Raw genomic sequence first — 19,573 nt, 5'->3', positions numbered from 1 at the left:
TCACAACGCCTTCGCCGGGACGAGCTGGAAGTACAGCGCGCTCATGACGAAGTTCGCCATGAACAGGAGGAGGAAGGTGATGACGACCGACTCCATGACGGCCTGGCCGACGCCCTGCGGACCGCCGTCGGCGTGCATCCCCATGTAGGTGGACACGAGCGCGGCGATCAGGCCGAACACGAGGGCCTTCGCCATGCCCTGGTAGAGGTCGGGCGTCTGGGCGAGCGCCGTGAACGAGGCCAGGTAGGCGCCCGGGGTGCCCCCTTGGAGCACGACGTTGAAGATGTAGCCGCCGAGCACGCCGACGACGCTGACCAGTCCGTTGAGGAAGACGGCCACGAGCATGCAGGCCAGGACCCGCGGCACGACGAGACGCTGGATCGGGTCGATACCCAGCACCATCATCGCGTCGAGTTCCTCACGGATCTTGCGGGCTCCGAGGTCGGCAGCGATCGCGGACCCACCGGCACCCGCCACCAGCAGCGCCGTGGCGATCGGGGCAGCCTCGCGCAGCACCGCCAGGACCGCGGCCGAGCCCACGAACGACTGCGCGCCGAACTGCTGGACGAGGCTGCCGGTCTGCAGCGCCACGACGGCACCGAACGGGATGGCCACCAGGGCGATCGGGATGATCGTGATCGAGGCGATGAACCACGCCTGCTGGATGAACTCGCGGAACTGGAACGGCCGGCGGAAGACGGCGATCAGCACGTCAGTGCCGAAGGCGAAGAGTCGTCCTGCGGTCGCCAGCGGCGCCGTGACGGTGGCGATCAGGCTCAACGGGCACCGCCGACGGACTGCGGCGACGGGGACATGAACCCCGAGCCGTCGTTCTCGAAGGAGCCCGGCGGCGGGACGACACCGTGGGCGGCGCACCAGGCCCCCGGCTCGGCCTGCGTGGCGCGAGGGCGGCCGTCGGACGGGAAGAGCTGGAGCGGGATGGGCGGCAGCGGCGGCAGCGTGGTGTGGTCCTCGGCGGCGAGCTCGTCTGCGTCCTTCTCCTCGCTCATGCCGATGGGCCCCACGGTCTGGGCGTTGAGGAACTGGCGCACCGCCGGCTCCTCGCTCGAGAGCAGCATCTCGCGGGGACCGAACATCGAGAGGTGGCGGTGGTAGAGCAGGCCGATGTTGTCGGGCACCGTGCGCGCGGTGTTGATGTCGTGGGTGACGATGAGGAAGGTGGCCTCGGTCTGGGCGTTCAGGTCGACCATGAGCTGGTTGATGAACGCGGTGCGCACCGGATCCAGGCCGGAGTCCGGCTCGTCGAACAGGATGATCTCGGGCTCGAGCACCAGCGCACGAGCGAGGCCGGCTCGCTTGCGCATGCCGCCGGAGATCTCACCGGGAAGCTTCATCTCGGCGCCCACGAGGCCGACCATCGACATCTTCTCCATGACGATGTCGCGAATCTCGGTCTCGTTCTTGCGGGTGTGCTCGCGCAGGGGGAAGGCCACGTTGTCGAACAGGGTCATCGACCCGAACATGGCCCCGTCCTGGAACAGCACGCCGAACAGCTTGCGGATCTCGTAGAGCTCGCGCTCGCTGCAGGTGGCGATGTCGGTGCCCTCGATGAAGATGTGTCCCTCGTCGGGCTTGAGCAGGCCGATGAGCGCCTTGAGGAACACCGACTTGCCGGTGCCCGACGGGCCGAGCATGACGCTGATCTGCCCGGCGGGCAGCGTCAGCGACACGTCACGCCAGATCGTCTGCTGACCGAACGTCTTGGTCAGGCCTTCGACGCGAACTTCGACACCCATGGGGCTCCTTGTCAGGGGGACGGAGCCCGCGCGTTCGCGGGCACCTGGAGGAACTCGTCCGGATCACGCGCCGGCGCGCCGCTCCCTCACCGCGAGCGCCAGGCGGATCGCCACGAGAAGGCCGAAGAGGGCGGCCAGGCCGGCAGCGAACGGGGACCCGGTCGCAGGGAGCTCGGTCGTCTCGGCGGAGACGCTGGTCGTGGTGTCCGCCACGCCGTCGCCGTCGCTGTCCTCCCAGGTGTAGCCGCTGTCGCTGACGTCGGTGGGATCGTCGGGGTTGACCGGGTCGATCACCTCGGGGTCGGTTCCGCTTCCGTCGGGAACGTCGGGATCCTCAGGTGTCTCGGTCCCGGACCCGACAGGCGGCGGCGGGCACTCGGTCTGGGAGCAGCCCGCTCCGACCGCGATGGTGCCGATGATGCGCTGCTCCTTGTCGGGAACGACGCCGTCCCCGGCCGAGTTCAACACTCCTCGGGTGCACCGCAGGTCTGCCTTGGAGATCGATCCGACGACCGGCGGGTCCATCTCCGAGTGGAGCGTGAAGCTGAGGGGCATCTGGACGTAGATGAGGCCGTTGCCGTCAGCGGCCTGCGGCACGTCGACGGCGTCGACCCTGCCGCGAGCGACGATCGACACCTCGCTGCCCTCGGTCAGGTCGACCCAGTCGTTGACCAGGGGTCCCGGCTCGCCGTTGGGTCCCTTGACGTCGGGGCTCATCGTCTCGACGAGCTCGCCCCCGGGCGCCACGGCCTGAAGGTCGACCTTCGTGGTCGAGGAACCCTTGACCCGGCGCACCTTCATCGGTCCGTAGAGCCGATCGACGAGCGCGGTCGACAGCGCGAGCGTCAGGGACGTCTCGGTCGCGGGCACGGTTGCACCGGCTTCGACGCTCGCAGGCAGATCGGTCTGCGACGTCACGTAGAACTGCTTGGGCCCTTGGAGCGAGAGGTCGATCGTGGAGTTCAGCGCCTTGCAGACGTAGGGGACACGGTCGATGCTGGCCGGCACGGCCTGCGCGGGCGCGGAGAAGGCGATGGCGCCGCCACCGACCACGGCACTGGCCACCGCGAGGCGAAGGCCTCGACGTACATGAGCGCTCAAGCGCATGGTTTCCTCGCTTCACGACTGGACAGACCCGGCTGATTGCCACCCCCGGGTCGCAATCGCGTCGACTGTAACCTCTAGTTGCACTGTGATGCAAGCCACTCTCGTCCGTCGAGGGATCACACCCGACTCGCGAGTAACAAGAGCACGGGAAGGGCGCCTGCGGCGGCCGCGAAGGCCAGCGCGAGCAGGTCGATCGGCGGCCAGGTCGCCGCCTCGGCCCACGTCCGACGCCCGGCCGTGGCGAAGCCGCGGGCGTCCATCGCGATCGACGTTCGGCTCGCGTCCCTCATCGTGTGGACCAGCAGCGCGAAGGCCATCGGCCACGGGCGGCGCCGCAGCCCGCGCGCCCTGCGGGCCCGGTCGAGGTCGTGCCAGGCCTGCCACGCCCCGCCGACCCGTTGCAGCGCGGCGGACAGCGCAGCGGCGAACCGACCGGGAACGTGCAGCGTCTGGGCCAGGTAGTCGCCGAGGCGCGCGACGTCGATGTAGCCGGCGGCCACGGCGCCCGGCCACGCCATGACGAAGGTCCGCACTCCCGCGACCGCCGCGACCTCGAGGTCGCGACCGCCGAACAGCCACGTGCTCCACACGATCGTGGCGACCGGGAGCGCCACGAAGGCCAGGCACACCACCGGATACCGCCACGAGGGCACCACCGCCACGACCGCCACGACGTAGACGGCGGCGCACGTCACGGCGATCGGCATCGTGCGGATCGCCGGTGAGCCGAGGGCCGCGGCGACGCCGATCGCCAGCAGGACGAGCGGGTTGAGTCGCGTGATCAGGCCAGTCATCGCACGACGACCCCCTCATGCAGGACCACGTCGCGGTCGCGCGGCAGGTCCGGATCGTGCGTGGAGACGGCCACCGTGGCACCTGCCTGCGCCGACGCCCCCAGCCAGCCGGCGACGGTCGCCCACGTGCCTCGGTCCTGTCCGACGGTGGGCTCGTCCGCGAGGACCAGCCCCGGCCGGTGCGCGCAGCTGGCCGCGAGCGCCAGCCGGCGCTGCTCTCCGCCCGACAGCCGGTAGGGGTGATCGTCACCACGGCCGACCAGGCCGATGACCTCGAGCACCGCGTCCACGTCGACGGTGCGCCCGAACGCTGCAGGGCTGGCCTCCAGCTCCTCGCGCACCGTCCGCGCGACGAAGCCGAGCTCGGGGTCCTGGGGGCACCAGCCGAGCTCGGCCGGTGCGTCGACCTCCCCCGAGACGGGCTCCAGGAGTCCGCCCAGCGCCAGCAGCGCCGTGGACTTGCCCGCTCCGCTGCGGCCCACGAGCGCTGTCAGGGTGCCGGGTGCCAGCTCGAGCGTCAGCCCGTCGACCGCCCGCGTGCGCTCGGTGCCCCGCAGCGTGCGCGTGACCCGGTCGATCACCAGCGCACGAGCGGTGACGCCGGCCGGGGCGAACGGGTGCACCAGTTCCTCAGGGATCCAGGCCGGCTCGGGCGCCGGGCGCCCCGGCATCCATAGCGCCTCCGGCACGGCAGCGCCACGGAACGACGGCACGGACCCGTCGAAGACCGGTCGCCCCTCCTCGAGCACGACGACCCGGTCGACATGGTCGAGCCAGAGCTCGAAGCGGTGCTCGACCACGAGGAGCGAGCAGTCGCCGACGACGCGCAGGACGGCGTCGCGGACCTCCGCCGCCAGCTCGGCGTCCAGCATGGACGTCGGCTCGTCCAGCAGGAGCAGGTCCGGCTCCGTCGCCAGGGCGCCCGCGAGCGCGAGACGGTGCCGCTCTCCGCCCGACAGCGCACTGGTGAAGCGCTCACGCCCCTGATCCAGGCCCACCGCCTCGAGCGCGGCGTCGACCCGTCGCCAGATCTCCTCGCGCGGCAGACCCAGGTTCTCCGGGCCGAACGCCACGTCGCGCCCGATCCGGTCCGCGACGATCGACGAGGACGGGTTCTGGGTGACCATCCCGATGCGCCCGTGCACCTCGACCGATCCGCTGGCCTCGCCGACCAGCGTCGTGCCGAGTGCGCCGGCGATCGCATGCAGGGCGGTCGACTTGCCACTGCCGCTGGGCCCGACCAGCAGGACGCGCTCACCGGGGTCGATGCGCAGGTCAAGCCGGTCGAGCGCCGGGCGGCGGGCGTGCAGCGGCGTCCAGGAGTAGTCGTGGAACGCGACCGTCACTGCCGGCCGGCAGCGAACGAGTCGAGCGCACCTGCCTGTGCGAGCGCACGCACCAGGAGCCAGCCACCCAACCCGGCGATGATGATGCCGGAGGTGACGAAGAAGCCCAGGTGGAACAGCCGCCACGTCAGGTCCCAGTCCGCGTAGTAGTAGTTCCATTCGTAGAAGGCTGCGAAGACCGCCGACAACGCGCCCGCGAGGACGGCAGTCGGCAGGTCGAACCTCCGGTACAGGAAGATCGCGAACGCGAGCTCGGCCCCGAGCCCTTGGACGAGGCCCGAGATCAGCACCGCGCTGCCCCACTCGGTGCCGCCGAGGACGATCGTGGACACGAGCGCGGCGACGAGCTCGGTGGCGAGCGCCGCACCTGGGCGGCGGACGATCAGGCCGCCGACGACGCCGGCGATGAGCCACATCCCGGCGAGGAGGGCCGCAGCCGGCTTGAATCCCACGGCCGCACCGATGTCGACGAGGGCGTAGAGCTTCCCCCAGCCCCAGAAGACGACGCCGAACGCGACACCGAGCATCGTGATGGTCACCAGGTCGAGCGTGCGATACCTCGTGGTGGAACGGACAGCAGATGTCATCGTGACTCCCTTCGCCGGTGCTAACCGGAGCAGGTTCAAGGGTCTGCGGCTGTTCCGCACTCTCAGCGCCCTCTGCATGGCGCTCCCCTGTCGTGTGCAGCCAGCCTAGCCTCCCGTGGCGGGCGCGGCACCGGGGGCGGCCCCCGAGGCGATTCCGTCCTCTGCCCAGGAGGCCCGAGCCGCGAGCCGGCCCAGCGGTGGGAGCTGCATCAGCAGCACGCAGGCGGTCCAGCCGATCGCGGTGCCCAGGGCGTTGCCGACGAGGTCGTCGACATCGGCGATCCGGCCGGCGCCCACGACGAGCACTCCGGCCAGCTGCACCGCCTCGATGGCCACGCTGACCAGCAAACCCACGGCCGCCGCCCGGCGCACCGTCCGGACTCCGGTGACGAGCGGCAGGAGCATTCCGAGGGGCACGAAGAGCAGGATGTTCAGCAGCATCCCGGCGGGGTCGTCCAGGACGTCGGTGAACGGCGTGAGGTGGACCAGGACGCGCCACGGCCGCGGGTCGTCCGTGGCGACGGGAAACGGCAGGAGCACATGCGCCAGGACGGCGGCGCCGTAGACGCACGCGACCACGCCGACCGCGGCGCGCAGCGGAGTGAGGCGCCCGCGACGGTGCAGCCACCCGAGCGACGCGGCGATCGCGGCGATCGTCGCCGGGATCAGCACGGGGAGCACGGGGATCTCGACGGTGGACACCGGAGGATCCTCTCAACCCCCGGGCACGCCAAGGGCGGGGGCGGGTCCGCAGAGACCCGCCCCCGCTCCCCCGGCGGCACTCAGTCGCGACGCGTGCGGCGACGTTGCAGCATCACGGCTGCACCAGCCACGACCAGGGCGCCGCCGAGGACTGCGACACCGAGCCCCGGACCACCGGCGGCGGCCAGGTAGTCGTCGCTGGCCCAGTCGTCGTCCGAGGCGTCGCCACTGGCGTCGGCGGCGACGATCTCCACCGGGACCTCGGCGATGACGACGCCCCGGCTGAGCACCTTCACCGTGTGGGAGCCGAGCGGCGCGTTCGTCGGGATGCGCACCGAGGCCTCGCCCGAGGTGCTCACCACCCGCGTGCCCATCGCGATCGGTTCGGAGTGCAGCTCGAAGGCCAGCTCCTTGCCGATCCAGTCCGGACCGAACGCGAAGGTGATCGTGTCGCCGGGCGACAGCACGTCGGAGCTGAGCAGCTCGACCTCATCGTCGGCGGGCTCCTCGCCCGGGTCAGTCGTGGGCTCGGTCGTCGGCTCCGCGGTCGGTTCGCTCGTCGGCTCCGAGGTCGGCTCCGAAGTCGGCTCGGTCGTCGGCTCCGAAGTCGGCTCGGTCGTCGGCTCCGAGGTCGGCTCGGTCGTCGGGTTGGTGACGGGGTCGCCCGAGACCGGGATGCTGCCGAGATCCAGCGCGGACGGACCCGCGCAGGTCAGTGCCGCCGGCAGCGTGGTGCTCGTGGTGTGGATCGTCGCCGCAATGGTGAAGTCCTGCGGCATGCCCAGCGCCACCGACTCGGCCGCGTAGGCCGGGACGGTGATCGAGGGCACCGTGCCCGAGGCCGGGATCAGCCACGGGGAGCCGGCCTGCTGCGGGATGTCCGTGCGGGGGGAGCTCAGGTTCGGGATCGCGACCGTCGACGTCTGACCGCCGGTGGTGAGCGTGATGGCGGCATCGGTCGAGCTGCCCTCGGCCGACCGGCCACCCAACAGGAGCACGGTCGACTCGCGCAGCAGCTCCGGCATCGTCAGCGTGATGCTGACCCCGCGCTCCGCGATGGTCTCACCGGGGCGCACTGAGCCGGGAACCGTCGTCTCGGCCAGGACGCCGATGTCGTGGTTGCCCAGGTTGAGTCCGCCAGCGACGACCTCGCACACGTACGTGAAGCTCTTCGAGAGGTCGACCGGCTCAGTCGGCGTGGGCTCGGTCGGCTCCGTGGTGGGCTCGGTCGTCGGGTCGGTCGTCGGCTCCGTGGTCGGCTCCGTGGTCGGCTCCGTGGTGGGCTCCGTGGTGGGCTCGGTCGTCGGGTCGGTCGTCGGCTCGGTCGTCGGCTCGGTCGTCGGCTCCGTCGTCGGCTCCGTCGTCGGCTCCGTGGTGGGCTCGGTCGTCGGCTCGGTCGTCGGCTCGGTGGTGGGCTCCGTCGTCGGCTCGGTCGTCGGCTCGGTGGTCGGCTCGGTGGTCGGCTCCGTCGTCGGCTCCGTCGTCGGTTCCGACGTGGGCTCGGTCACCGCGATCGAACCCAGGGCCAGGTCAGCGGGGCCGGTGCACGAGAGCGTCGACGGGATCGTGGAGTCGTCGGCCTTGTAGATGGTGGCGGTGATGTTGAAGGTCTGGGGCATGCCCACGACCACCGTGTCGGTGGCGTAGTCCGGCACCGTGATGGGCGGCACCATGCCGGTGGCCGGGATGAGCCACGGCTCGTTCGCCACCTGCGGGATCGGCGTGCGGGCCGAACCCAGCTCGGGGATCGCGACCGTCATCGTCTGGCCGCCCGACGTGAGGGTGACGGCGGAGTCGGTGGACGCACCGGCTGCCTCACGTCCTCCGAGCAGCAGCGCGGTGGACTGACGCAGGAGCTCCGGCATCGTGAGCGTGATGCTCACGGCGGTGGAGGGGATGGTCTCGCCGGGAGTCACCGAGTCCGGGACCACCGTCGTGGCCTTGACGCCGATGTCCTGGATGCCGAGGTTCAGACCGCCGGCGATGACCTCGCACTTGAAGGGGAAGTCCTTCTCGAGCGTCTGGTCGGCGGCCGCCGGACTGAGGAAGCCGGCACCGACGACACCGGCGGCGGCCAGGCCCACGGCGGCGACAGCGGCGGTCGCGCGTCGGGACGGTAGAAGTGTGAAGCGCACAGATGGTTCCCCTCGTTGTGGCGAGCACTCCATCTGGCGCACGCCGAACTGCGTGTGATCCACCTCACCCTAAGTGCTGTAACTCGTAGTGACAACCGGTGTTCGCGAACGACTTGCGCTGCCGACGACCGCGCATCGACCACAATGGGCCCATGCCCTCCGTGCGCACCCCCGACCCGAACCCCGGCTGGCTCTCCGAGTTTGAACTGGAGGAGACCCGCGGCCGCGTCCCGATCCTCTACGTGGAGGCGATCCCGGTCCGTCTGGACAGTCTCGGCCAGGTCGAGCAGGTCGGTCTGCTGCTGCGTGGGTCCGCCACCACCGGCACCATGGCGCGGTCGTTCGTCTCGGGACGCGTGCTCCACGGCGAGCCCATCCGCACCGCGCTGATGCGCAACCTGGAGAAGGACCTCGGTCCCACCGCGTTCCCGCAACTGCCCGCCGACATCGTGCCGTTCACGGTGGCCGAGTACTTTCCGTTGCCCGGCGTGACGCCCTTGCACGACGCGCGCCAGCACGCCGTCGCGTTGGCCTACGTCGTGGCGGTCACCGGTGAGTGCGACCCGCGCCAGGACGCGCTCGAGCTCTCGTGGCTGACCCCGCGCGAGGCCCTCGCCCCCGCGGTGCTCGACGAGCTCGAGGGAGGCCGCGGCGTCCTGCTCCAGCAGGCGATGGCGCACGTCGGCGCCCTGGCGTGAGCCGCAGGGCGGCCCCGCCGGGGACCCGTCACCCGAGCCCGTGGCTCATGCTCGTCGCGGCGATGGTGGCCCAGGTCACCGCCACCGCCGTGGTGAGCACGCCGCTGCTCCTCATCCCCCACCTGCACCTCGACGAGGGCCTCTCCCTCGTGGCCAGCGGTGCGCTCGCCGCCGCGCCCCTGGTGGGCACGCTGCTCACGCTCGTGGTCTGGGGAGCGATCGTCGACCGCGTCGGTGAGCGGATCGCCCTGTCCTCCGGTCTCGCCCTCCTCGTGGCCGGATGCGCCGTGGCGCTCGCGGGCGCCCGCGCCGACGACGCGATCGTCCTGGCTCTCGGCTTCGGCCTCTGCGGCGTGGCCGCAGGCAGCTCCAACTCCGCCAGCGGCCGCCTCGTCGTGGGCTGGTTCCCGGCCCACCGGCGCGGACTCGCGATGGGCATCCGTCAGACCGGTCTTCCGCTGGGCGTCGGGCTCGCCGCCCTCGTCGTGCCGGCGGCGGTGCAGACCCGCGGCGTCGCGTGGATCGTCACGCTGTGTCTCGTCGTCGCGGCCGTCGCCACCGTCTTCATCGCCGTGACCGTCGTCGACCCGCCCCGCCACGCGAGCGAGGACCCCAGCGGCGGCGCCAACCCCTACCGAGGCGATCGACGGCTGGCCCGGATCCACGCCGCCTCCGCACTGCTCGTCATCCCGCAATACGTGGTGTGGACGTTCATGCTGCTGTGGCTGATCGACCGGCACGGCTGGAGCGCCGCCGCCGCGGGCGTCCTCTACGCCGTCTCGCAGGTGCTCGGCGCCGCCGGCCGCATCGGGGCCGGCTGGTGGTCCGACCGCGTCGGCGACCGGCTCGGTCCCATGCGACAGGTCGCGGTCGCGGCCACCGCGGTGATGCTGCTGCTGGCGCTCCTCGAGGGCTCGCCCGTCGCGGTCGCCATCATGGTCGCGGCGACGATGATCACAGTGGCCGACAACGGGCTGGCCTTCACGGCGGTGGCCGAGATCGCCGGGTCGCGCTGGTCGGGCCGGGCGTTCGGGATCCAGAACACCGGGCAGTACCTCACATCGGCCGCCGTCCCTCCCGTGGTGGGCGCGATCGTGCAGTACGCGGGCTACGGCTGGGCGTTCGCGGCCGCGGCGGTCTTCCCCCTCGCAGCCATCGCCTGCGTGCCCGTTGCTACTCGTAGGTAACATCAAGGCACGGCTTTGGCTGGCCTAACTGAGCAGCCCGCTTCGCCGCAGATTAGGGTCAGCACAAACTGCTTGAACCGCGAGAGGAATCGGCATGGAACCGATCAACATCATCGCCGGAGTGATCACGCTGGTCTCCACGGCGTTGGCGGTGTACTACCTGGCACCCGGGATCAAGCGGATGCTCGGAGTCATCCGCGCCGGCACGCCGGCCTACGGGCGCACCGACAACCCCAAGAGCCGCACGAAGAACATGCTGGTCGAGACGCTCGGCCACACGCGCATGCTCCAGTGGCAGTGGGTCGGCATCCTGCACTGGGCCGTCTTCTTCAGCTTCATCATCCTCAGCACCGCGGTCGCGACGGCCTACCTGCAGGTCTGGAACCCGCACCTCGTGCTGCCGCTGATCGGCCACTTCTTCCTGTTCGAGTGGGTCAGCGAGCTCATCGCCTGGCTCGGCCTGATCGGCATCGCCGCGCTCGTCGTGATCCGTCAGCGCAACCACCCGCGCACCCTGGGCCGCAAGAGCCGCTTCTTCGGCTCGCGCTTCGGCCAGGCCTACTTCGTCGAGGCGATGGTCGCGCTCGAGTGCGCCGCCGGCATTCTCATCCGCGGCGCCGAGTACCAGCTGATGAGCCTCGAGGGCGACAGCCACGCGAGCGCCTTCCACTTCCCCACCACCGCCTGGATCGGCGAGACGCTGTGGTCGGGCCTGTCGGTCACCGGCCTCGAGGCCGCCATCACGATCCTGGCCGTCGTCAAGGTCGTCTCGGCCACCGTCTGGCTGATGGTGATCGGCAAGAACCTGACGATGGGCGTCGCCTGGCACCGCTTCCTGGCCTGGTTCAACATCTACTTCAAGCGCGAGGCCGACGGCGGCACCGCCCTCGGTGCCCTCGTCCCGCTCTACGTCGCCGGCAAGCCGCTCGACCTCGAGACCATGGAGGACATGGAGGAGGAGGAGTTCGAGAAGCTCGGCGTCGGCAAGGTCGAGGACTTCAGCTGGAAGAGCATCCTGGACTTCTCCACCTGCACCGAGTGCGGTCGCTGCCAGAGCCAGTGCCCCGCGTGGAACACCGAGAAGCCGCTCTCGCCGAAGCTGCTCATGATGGGCCTGCGCGAGCACGCCTACGCGAAGGTGCCGCTGCTCGGCGCCGACCCCGAGACCCTCACCGAGGAGCAACAGCGCGAGCTGGAGCGTCCGCTCATCGGCAGCGAGGACCTCTTCGGCGTCATCGACCCCGACGTCCTGTGGTCGTGCACCAACTGTGGCGCCTGCGTCCAGCAGTGCCCGGTCGACATCGAGCACGTCGACCACATCGACAACATGCGCCGCTACCAGGTGCTCGTCGAGTCCAACTTCCCCGCCGAGCTCAACAACATCTTCAAGGGCCTCGAGCGCAAGGGGAACCCGTGGGGCATGAACCCGCGCGACCGCATGAAGTGGGCCGAGGACCTCGACTTCGAGGTCAAGCAGGTCGGCGTCGACGTCGAGTCCCTCGACGAGGTCGAGTGGCTGTTCTGGGTCGGTTGCGCCGGCGCCTTCGAGGATCGCGCCAAGAAGACCACGCAGGCCGTCGCCGAGCTGCTGGACATCGCCGGCGTCACCTTCGCCGTCCTCGGTGACGGCGAGACCTGCTCGGGCGACTCCGCCCGCCGTGCCGGCAACGAGATCGTCTTCAAGCAGCTCGCGATGGAGAACGTCGCGGTCTTCCAGGAGACCAAGGTCAAGAAGGTCGTCTCGACCTGCGCCCACTGCTTCAACACGCTCAAGAACGAGTACAAGGAGCTCGGCATCGAGCTCGAGGTCGTGCACCACACGCAGCTGCTCAACCGCCTCGTGCGCGAGAAGAAGCTCAAGCCGGTCGCGCCCGCGGCTCCCGCGGCCAAGGTCACGTACCACGACCCCTGCTTCCTGGGCCGTCACAACCAGGTCTACTCGCCGCCGCGCGAGCTGATCGGCGCGACGGGCGCGGACTACGTCGAGATGGACCGCAGCAAGGAGACCTCCTTCTGCTGCGGCGCCGGCGGCGCCCGCATGTGGATGGAGGAGAAGATCGGCTCCCGCATCAACATCAACCGCACCGAGGAGGCCATCGGCACCGGCGCGGAGAAGATCGCCGTCGGCTGCCCGTTCTGCCGCGTCATGCTGGCCGACGGCCTCACTGCGAAGCAGGCCGAGGACGAGTCGCTCGTCAACGTCGAGGTGCTCGACGTCGCGCAGCTGCTGCTGCAGGCGGTCAAGCGCTCCGAGGAGGACGTCGTGGCCGAGGCGGAGGCCCTGGTCATGGCGGCCGAGGAGTCGCACGCCTCCGGCGACGAGCCCGAGGACGCCGAGCCCGGACCCGCGGCCGAGGCCGATCCCGGCACGCTGACCGACACCGAGTCGGTGGGCGCCGCCGCGGACGCGCACGACTCGGCCGAGGCTCCCACGGACGCCGGCGACGACCTCGACAACCCCGAGGGCGACAGCCGCGCCGAGGACGCCGAGATGGCCGCGAAGCACAACATCGCGGTCGACGACAAGGGCACCGCCGGCGGCATCTTCGAGAAGGGCGACGCCACGCCGGAGGGCGCGGCCGACCACGAGGGCACCAAGCCCGTCTCCGTGGCCACCGAGCCCGAGGACGAGCCGGCCCAGTCCGACCCCGAGCCCGAGGCCACGGGCGATGCGGTGTCGAACCCGGAGCTCGGCTCGGAGTCCGAGGACGGTCCGGCCCAGAACGAGCGCCAGGAGGGCCTCGGCCAGCCTGACGCCGAGGCGGCGGCCGAGGTGTCCGAGGCTCCCGCCGAGGCGCCCGAGACCGAGGCCGAGCCCGCCGAGGCCGAGCCCGCCGCCGAGGAGCCGGAGGCCACCGAGCCCGAGGCCACCGAGGACGCCCCCGCCGCGAACGAGCAGCCGTCGCTGCTCGACGCGCTGGAGGACGACGAGCCGAAGCCGCACACGGCGGCCGAGGACGAGCCCAAGCCGGAGCCGCACCCCGAGAGCGGTGACACGACGAACCCGGACGCCGAGTCCGTCGTGTACGACGACTCCGAGCCCGAGCTGCCGGCCGAGAAGCACGCCGAGCCGTCCTCGGAGCAGGAGGAGCTCGCCGCGATCACGCCGGTCGAGGACGCCCCCGCCCCGGATCCGGTCTCGGACGACGCCGTGCCGCTCAGTGACGCCAACCCGTCGGGGGCCGAGCTGAGCGAGTCCGCCCAGCAGGCCGCTCAGGACGACGAGGCCGACGACACGAAGGCCTGACGGCCCTCACGCACGACGACGCGCCAGCCCCTCACGGGTGCTGGCGCGTTGTCGTTACCGCGGAGAGGACCTAGGGACGGGCACCGCGCTGCTGCACACAGCGGCTGGCCGCACCGATGCCACCGGTGAGCGCGGCACGAGCATCCTTCGTCTCGAGCCACGAGGCCAGGAACCCCGCGGTGAACGCGTCGCCGGCACCGGTGGTGTCGACCACCTGCACGCGCGGCGCGGCCACCTGCTCGCGCGCGCTCCCGGCCACGTAGGCGGCTCCCATCGAGCCGAGCGTCACCACGACGTGCGGGTACATGGACGTGAGGGTGTCGAAGTCGACGAACGGGCCGGTGGCACCGACCAGCAGGCGCGCCTCGTCGAGGTTGGGCACCAGCAGGTCGACCCCGCGGGTCCAGGCGGCGAACGCCTCGGGCGTGACCCCGCGCAGGAACGCAGTGGTGCTCGGGTCGACGCTCACGCCGGCTCCGCGCCGCTTGGCCTCGGCGATCAGCTCGATCGCGACGTCGCGCGTCTGCGGGTCGAAGAACGTGTAGCCGGTGAGGTGCAGCCAGTCGACCCCGTCCCACAGGTCCTCGGGCAGGTCGGCGGAGGCCAGGGTGCCGTTCGCGGCGCGGTCGACGTACATCGTGCGGTCGGCGTCGTCATCGAGGGTCAGCACGATCGTGGCCGTGGGCAGCAGCGGGTCGGCGACGAGCCGCGGCTCCACCTGATGGTCGCGCAGAGCGGCGCCGTGCCGCTGCACCCCGTCGTTGCCGACCTTGCCGAAGAACCGGGTGTCGGCGCCGAGGAACCCCAGCCACGCCGCGGTGTTCGCGGCCGAGCCGCCGGGTGTCATCCGGATCTGGGCGCGGGTGTCACTGCGCGGCGCGACGGGCTCGAGCGGCAGCACGCCGATGTCGTCGACCACGTCACCCACGACGAGGATCACGGGTACTCCGCCGCGGCGATCGCGATGCGCGCGGCGACCGCGATGTTGTTGCGCGCGATGTCGAGGTTGACCGCGAGGCTGTCGCCGCCGGTCAGCTCGACGATGCGCTGCAGGAGGAACGGCGTGACCTCCTTGCCCGACAGGCCCTTCGCGTCGGCCTCGGCCAGTGCGCGCTCGAGCGCCTCGGCGTGGACGACGGGATCGAGCTGCTTCTCCTCCGGCAGCGGGTTGGCCACGACGATGCCCGACTTCAGGCCCAGCTCGTCGCGGCTGTGCATGACGGCGGCGACGGCGAACGCGTCCTCGGCCCGCCAGTCGAGCTCGTGGCCCGACGACGTCAACCAGAAGCTGGGAAAGTCCTTCGTGCGAAAGCCCAGGACGATGACGCCGAGCGTCTCGAGGCGCTCGAGCGTGGCGGGGATGTCGAGGATCGACTTCACGCCCGCCGACACGACCGTGATCGGCACCTGGCCCAGCACCGTGAGGTCGGCGGACTCGTCGAACGACTCCGACGCACCGCGGTGCACGCCGCCCAGGCCGCCGGTCGCGAAGACACGAATCCCGGCGCGGTCGGCGATCCACGACGTGGCGGCCACCGTGGTGGCGCCGCTGCCGGCCATGCCGAGCACCACGGGCAGGTCGCGCACCGTGAGCTTCGGGACGTCCTCGTTCGCGATCCGGGCGAGCTCGTCAGCGGTGAGGCCGGCCTTCAGCTCGCCGTCGAGCACCGCGATCGTGGCCGGCGTGACGCCCTGCGACCGCAGGATCTCCTCGAACTCCTGCGCCGCCTCGAGGTTGTCGGGACGGGGCAGGCCGTGGCTGATGATCGTGGACTCGAGGGCGACGACGGGCCGCCCCTCGTCCAGGGCAGCGGCGACTTCGGGGGACGGCTGGACTCTCACCCGGCGACTCTATCGAGGCGCGACGTCAGAACTCGTAGCCGCAGTTCGAGCCGATCTCCCGGAACGAGCCCTTCATCGGGAAGATCTGGACCTCGTCGACCTTCTTGTCACGGGGGCCCTTGCGGTTCTTGATCAGCTTCACGGTGACCTTCGCGCGCCAGTGGCTGTAGTAGAGGCCCGTGTTTCCCCATCCGGTCCTGTCGCCCGGGGTCGTGGTCCAGTCGTAGTTCTTGTTGGTGACCTTGACCCAGTTGGACTCGGAGTAGTAGCGATCCTCCTCCCTCCACATCCCGCTCTTGTAGACCTCCCACTCGATCCAGCGCTTCACCATGTACTTGCCGGAGCCGTACAGGTAGGCGGGATCCTTGAAGGTCACCCGCACGGCGATGGCCGACTTGAAGGTGTCGCAGCTCTTCCACCGCGTGGTGATCCGGAACGTGCCGGCCTGCGCCGCCGGCGCGAATCCCAGGATCAGCGCCGCGAGCAGGGTCACGACCAGCGTGATGCGTCTCGTCCTCATCTCAGTGCCTCTCTCATCGGTAGACCGTGATCGTGACGACGCCGGTCCGTGCGTCCATGGCGTTGGGTGACTGGGAGAAGACGACCTGGAGCCGGTGCCGGCCCCGCGCGAGGGGCGGGCTGACGAGCGTCAGGGTGTTCCGGTGCCGTGCGGCGAGGGTGGCCGTGGCCCGCACGCGACCGTCCACGAGGAGCTGGAGGCGCCCTGTCGCGTTGATCGCCGGCGTCGTCCTGAGGGTCGCGGTGACGCGGATGCGCTCCGTCGTGAGGAAGGTGAGGTCGTTGACGCGGCCCCCGAGCCTCGTCGCGGCCTTGACCCGCACGGTGACCGGCGCCGAGGTCGAGGACGAGAACTGTGCGTCTCCGCTGTAGGTGGCGGTCAGCACGTGGTCACCCAGGGCGAGGTTGCGGGGCAGGGCGAAGGTCGCGGCGCCGTTCGCCAGCTCGGCCGTGCCGAGTACGCGCTGGCCGTCGCGGATCGTCACGGTCCCCGTGGGCGGTCCACCCGCGCCCGTGACCGCGATCGTGACGGTCGCCGCGGCACCGTAGGCGACGGTGGCCGGCGCGCGCAGCACGGTCGAGGTGGCCGTGACGGCTCGGTTCGGGTCGAACGCCCACAGCTCGTTCCCGACGTTGCGGTCGTCATCGGGACTGTTGACGAAGTAGAGCAGCCCTTCCGCGCCGTAGAACACCATCGGCCCGTCGAGCACCGCTCCCGCCGCGTTCGGCAGGTCCATCACCCGCTCGGTCCCGGCAGGAGTGCCGTCGGTCCGGTAGAGGTCGCGGCCCGAGCCGCCGTTGGCCCCGAAGTACGCGTGGGAGCCCCACGTGGTGATCGGGAACGGATGCGCCCCGGCCGCCCCGGCACGCAGGTCCCCGAGGCGGACCGAGGACGTCCCGCCGGAGAACCACGGCTCCCGGCCGGTGTCGTCCTGCTCGAGCCCGAAGACCACCCCGGAGCCCAGCGTCACCGGATCGGTGGCGTCTCCCGCCGGGCTCACGCGCTGACCAGCGCCCGTGCCGTCGGTGGCCCACATGCCGTCCCAGTCACCGCTCCAGGCCCGGTAGAACAGCCGGCCGCCTGCGACGGCGGGCTCGAAGTCCCACTGGTCGTCGAGGTACGCGAGCGGCAGGTGCGCGACCTTGACGGTCCCCTCGGAGACGCCGTTCGTCCGCCACATCTCGGGCTCGGCGACGCCGGGCTCGGTGCTGTCGAGGAGGAAGTACAGCGATCCCCCCATCACCGCCGTCCCGGTCCGCTCGGCGAACGGCGTGCTCTCCTGCGGCGACGGGTCGCCCCAGGCATCGGTCTGCGAGATGTCTTTGACGAGCTGCGGAGGGCCGGTGGGGCCGACCCTCCACAGCTCTCTCCCCGTTCCGGACGTCGCGACGTAGTGATCGCCCCACTCGCTGACATCCGCGGTCCTGATCGTCTGGTCGGCCGTGAACACGAACGCGTCGCCGACCATCCCCAGTGCGACCGGGCTGGAGTCCGTCCAGTCCGTCCGCCACTGGTCCTGCAGCTCCTCGTCGGAGGTCATGCGCGCCGTCGGGTTGACGTCCAGCAGCTGGGGCGCCGCCCCGGGTCCGGTCCACCGGTACAGCTCACGCCCGTGCGCGCCGTCGTCGGCCGCGAGGTAGACCGCTCCGGGCCCTGCCTCGAGCAGCCATGTCGAACCGGCGTCGTCGACCGTGAGGTCGGCGATCATCTCCGTGCCCTCGGTCGTCCCGTCGGAGTACCAGACCTCCGCGCCTCCTGCCGGGCCCGTGGCGGTGAAGACGAAGCCGCTGCCGAACTTCAGGAGCGAGCCCACCAGGCCACGCCCGCCCGGGTTCGGGTCGAAGAACTCGTGCGTTCCCTCGCTGGTGCCGTCGGAGGTCCACAGCTCACTGTCGTTCGAGCTGGTCCCGCTGCTGCCGTGATTGACCCAGAAGATCCGATCGCCGATGGCGACGTGGGCCGCGCTCGTCCCGCCCTCGAGGCCCGTCGCCACGCGGTAGGGCTCGGGCGGAGCCGCCACGGCCGGAGCCGCCACGAGGCCCATCACGAGCACGAGGATCGCGCCAAGCATCCACCGGACCGACCGAGTCATCGCCACACCTCCGCGAACGACCCCCCAAGATCCTCAGGGTCACACCCGCGGTCGGAGCGCGTGACGGAAAACGTTCACTTACCGGCGAATTCGTGACCTGCGACCGCTGATGGGTCAGGTGGTGCCGGAGAGGTTGACTCAGAGCCCGAGGACGGCGCGCACGGTGGTGATGACGCCGTTCTCGGAGTTCGGCGGGGCGGTGTAGTTCGCCAGGTCGAGGATGTCGGGATGGGCGTTGCCCATCGCGAACGACCAGTCGGCCGCCTCGAGCATCTCGTAGTCGTTGAGGTAGTCGCCGAACACCATCGTCTGGGTGGCGTCGATGCCCATCTCGGACTGGAGCTCGCGGACGGCGAGACCCTTGTTGACGCCCTCGGCCATCACGTCGACCCAGTGGGCGCCCGAGATCGCGACCGGGTTCTTCTCCGCGTGCTCGATGAGGAACGGGGCGGTGACGGCCTCGAGGTCGCCGAAGTCGTGGACGGCGAGCTTGATGATCGTGTCGTCGACGGCCGTCAGGTCGTCGACCACCTTGAGCCGCCGGTAGTACGGCTCGACCTGGTCGAGGAAGGGCTGGTCGGTGCGGTCGATCCACGCCGACTCGACGCCGCAGACCACGATGCCGAGGTCGACGCCGCGATCGAGCAGTCCCTGCGTCTTCGCGACGGCCGTGGACACCCAGGCCGGGTTCAACGGGTGCACCGCCACCTCGACGCCTCGGTGGGTCACGTAGGCGCCGTTCTCGGCGATGATGACGAGCTCGCCGGCGACCTCGTGGAACATCGACTCGATGGTCGCCCACTGGCGTCCGCTGGCAGGAGCGAAGGCGACGCCGGCCGCCTGCAGGTCACGGATGAGGCCGAAGGTCTCGGCGGGCATCTGCTTGCGCTCGTCGAGGAGGGTGCCGTCGAGGTCGGCCACGACGAGCTTGATGTCGGGCGCGGTCATGCCCTCAGTCGATCACACTCCGGTGGAAGTTCGCGTGGGACCGCGATGCCGTCGGTCCGCGCTGGCCCTGATAACGGGACCCGTACTTCTCCGAGCCGTAGGGGTTCTCCGCGGCCGACGTCAGCCGGAAGAAGCACAGCTGGCCGATCTTCATGCCGGGGTAGAGCTTGATGGGCAGCGTCGCGACGTTGGCCAGCTCGAGCGTGATGTGGCCCTGGAAGCCGGGGTCGATGAAGCCGGCCGTCGAGTGCGTCATCAGGCCTAGACGGCCCAGCGAGGACTTGCCCTCGAGCCGGGCGGCCACGTCGTCGGGCAGCGTCACGTACTCGTAGGTGGAGCCGAGCACGAACTCCCCCGGGTGCAGGATGAACGCGTCCTCGCCGTTGACCTCGACCTCGCGCGTCAGGTCGGACTGGTCCTGCGCCGGGTCGATGTGCGGGTACTTGTGGTTGTCGAACACGCGGAAGAACTTGTCGAGGCGCACGTCGATGCTCGACGGCTGGATCATCGAGGGCTCGTAGGGGTCGAGCGCGACCCGTCCGGCGTCGATCTCGGCGAGGATGTCGCGGTCCGAAAGCAGCACGAGTAGAACCTAACGCACGCCTGCCGCC

At 70.8% G+C, this 19,573-nt stretch carries 17 protein-coding genes and 1 riboswitch; of the genes, 3 read left to right on the top strand and 14 right to left on the bottom strand.

All coding sequences use genetic code 11. The features are described 5' to 3' along the window. The 8 genes from H1W00_RS04415 to H1W00_RS04380 form a co-directional block, all read right to left on the bottom strand. Complete coding sequence (locus tag H1W00_RS04415) at window positions 1-774, bottom strand: MlaE family ABC transporter permease (protein WP_181756164.1); 774 nt, start codon at window positions 772-774, stop codon at window positions 1-3. A 2-nt stretch (window positions 775-776) separates the two neighbouring features. Then, window positions 777-1,757, bottom strand: coding sequence for an ABC transporter ATP-binding protein (locus tag H1W00_RS04410; protein WP_181753968.1), 981 nt, complete (start codon window positions 1,755-1,757; stop codon window positions 777-779). 63 nt (window positions 1,758-1,820) lie between these two features. Then, on the bottom strand, window positions 1,821-2,822 hold the full coding sequence (locus tag H1W00_RS04405) for a DUF6801 domain-containing protein (RefSeq protein ID WP_181753966.1): 1,002 nt from the start codon (window positions 2,820-2,822) through the stop codon (window positions 1,821-1,823). A gap of 158 nt (window positions 2,823-2,980) precedes the next feature. Then, window positions 2,981-3,658, bottom strand: a complete 678-nt coding sequence (locus H1W00_RS04400; protein ID WP_181753964.1) for an energy-coupling factor transporter transmembrane component T family protein — start codon at window positions 3,656-3,658, stop codon at window positions 2,981-2,983. After that, entirely contained in the window at window positions 3,655-5,004 is a 1,350-nt protein-coding gene (locus tag H1W00_RS04395; RefSeq protein WP_181753962.1) for an ATP-binding cassette domain-containing protein, read from the bottom strand. The genes H1W00_RS04400 and H1W00_RS04395 overlap by 4 nt, the downstream gene beginning before the upstream one ends. Further along, window positions 5,001-5,591, bottom strand: coding sequence for an ECF transporter S component (locus tag H1W00_RS04390; protein WP_181753954.1), 591 nt, complete (start codon window positions 5,589-5,591; stop codon window positions 5,001-5,003). Before H1W00_RS04390 ends, H1W00_RS04395 begins: the two co-directional genes overlap by 4 nt. Next, a riboswitch (TPP riboswitch) is annotated at window positions 5,581-5,690 on the bottom strand. It overlaps the preceding gene by 11 nt. 6 nt (window positions 5,691-5,696) lie before the next feature. After that, the gene (locus H1W00_RS04385; protein ID WP_181753952.1) at window positions 5,697-6,293 is read right to left on the bottom strand and encodes a VanZ family protein; all 597 of its coding nucleotides are present in this window, start codon (window positions 6,291-6,293) and stop codon (window positions 5,697-5,699) included. Between the two features lie 80 nt (window positions 6,294-6,373). Beyond that, on the bottom strand, window positions 6,374-8,428 hold the full coding sequence (locus H1W00_RS04380) for a DUF6801 domain-containing protein (protein WP_181753950.1): 2,055 nt from the start codon (window positions 8,426-8,428) through the stop codon (window positions 6,374-6,376). Between the two features lie 152 nt (window positions 8,429-8,580). Between H1W00_RS04380 and H1W00_RS04375 the strand changes: the two genes are divergently transcribed. The 3 genes from H1W00_RS04375 (at window position 8,581) to H1W00_RS04365 (ending at window position 13,560) form a co-directional block, all read left to right on the top strand. After that, on the top strand, window positions 8,581-9,126 hold the full coding sequence (locus H1W00_RS04375; RefSeq protein ID WP_181753948.1) for a DUF4916 domain-containing protein: 546 nt from the start codon (window positions 8,581-8,583) through the stop codon (window positions 9,124-9,126). Beyond that, window positions 9,123-10,313: an MFS transporter gene (locus H1W00_RS04370; RefSeq protein ID WP_206679966.1), complete on the top strand. Its 1,191-nt coding sequence runs from the start codon at window positions 9,123-9,125 to the stop codon at window positions 10,311-10,313. The genes H1W00_RS04375 and H1W00_RS04370 overlap by 4 nt, the downstream gene beginning before the upstream one ends. Before the next feature lie 94 nt (window positions 10,314-10,407). Next, the gene (locus H1W00_RS04365; RefSeq protein WP_181753946.1) at window positions 10,408-13,560 is read left to right on the top strand and encodes a heterodisulfide reductase-related iron-sulfur binding cluster; all 3,153 of its coding nucleotides are present in this window, start codon (window positions 10,408-10,410) and stop codon (window positions 13,558-13,560) included. A 70-nt stretch (window positions 13,561-13,630) separates the two neighbouring features. On the opposite strand, the gene H1W00_RS04360 is transcribed toward H1W00_RS04365, so the two are convergent. The 6 genes from H1W00_RS04360 to dcd form a co-directional block, all read right to left on the bottom strand. Further along, on the bottom strand, window positions 13,631-14,500 hold the full coding sequence (locus H1W00_RS04360; protein ID WP_181753944.1) for a PfkB family carbohydrate kinase: 870 nt from the start codon (window positions 14,498-14,500) through the stop codon (window positions 13,631-13,633). After that, the gene (locus H1W00_RS04355) at window positions 14,497-15,402 is read right to left on the bottom strand and encodes a pseudouridine-5'-phosphate glycosidase (RefSeq protein ID WP_181753942.1); all 906 of its coding nucleotides are present in this window, start codon (window positions 15,400-15,402) and stop codon (window positions 14,497-14,499) included. Before H1W00_RS04355 ends, H1W00_RS04360 begins: the two co-directional genes overlap by 4 nt. Window positions 15,403-15,427: 25 nt before the next feature. After that, entirely contained in the window at window positions 15,428-15,922 is a 495-nt protein-coding gene (locus H1W00_RS04350; protein ID WP_181753940.1) for a hypothetical protein, read from the bottom strand. A 13-nt stretch (window positions 15,923-15,935) separates the two neighbouring features. Continuing rightward, entirely contained in the window at window positions 15,936-18,014 is a 2,079-nt protein-coding gene (locus H1W00_RS04345; RefSeq protein WP_181753938.1) for an Ig-like domain repeat protein, read from the bottom strand. A gap of 138 nt (window positions 18,015-18,152) precedes the next feature. Then, complete coding sequence (locus H1W00_RS04340) at window positions 18,153-18,962, bottom strand: HAD family hydrolase (protein WP_181753936.1); 810 nt, start codon at window positions 18,960-18,962, stop codon at window positions 18,153-18,155. A gap of 4 nt (window positions 18,963-18,966) precedes the next feature. Continuing rightward, window positions 18,967-19,545, bottom strand: coding sequence for a dCTP deaminase (gene dcd / locus H1W00_RS04335; RefSeq protein WP_181753934.1), 579 nt, complete (start codon window positions 19,543-19,545; stop codon window positions 18,967-18,969). Window positions 19,546-19,573: the final 28 nt, after the last annotated feature.

It is taken from the genome of Aeromicrobium phoceense (assembly GCF_013868155.1).
GTDB lineage: Bacteria > Actinomycetota > Actinomycetes > Propionibacteriales > Nocardioidaceae > Aeromicrobium > Aeromicrobium phoceense.
Note: the sequence above shows the minus strand (reverse complement) of the source record. Positions and strands in the feature narration are given on the sequence as shown.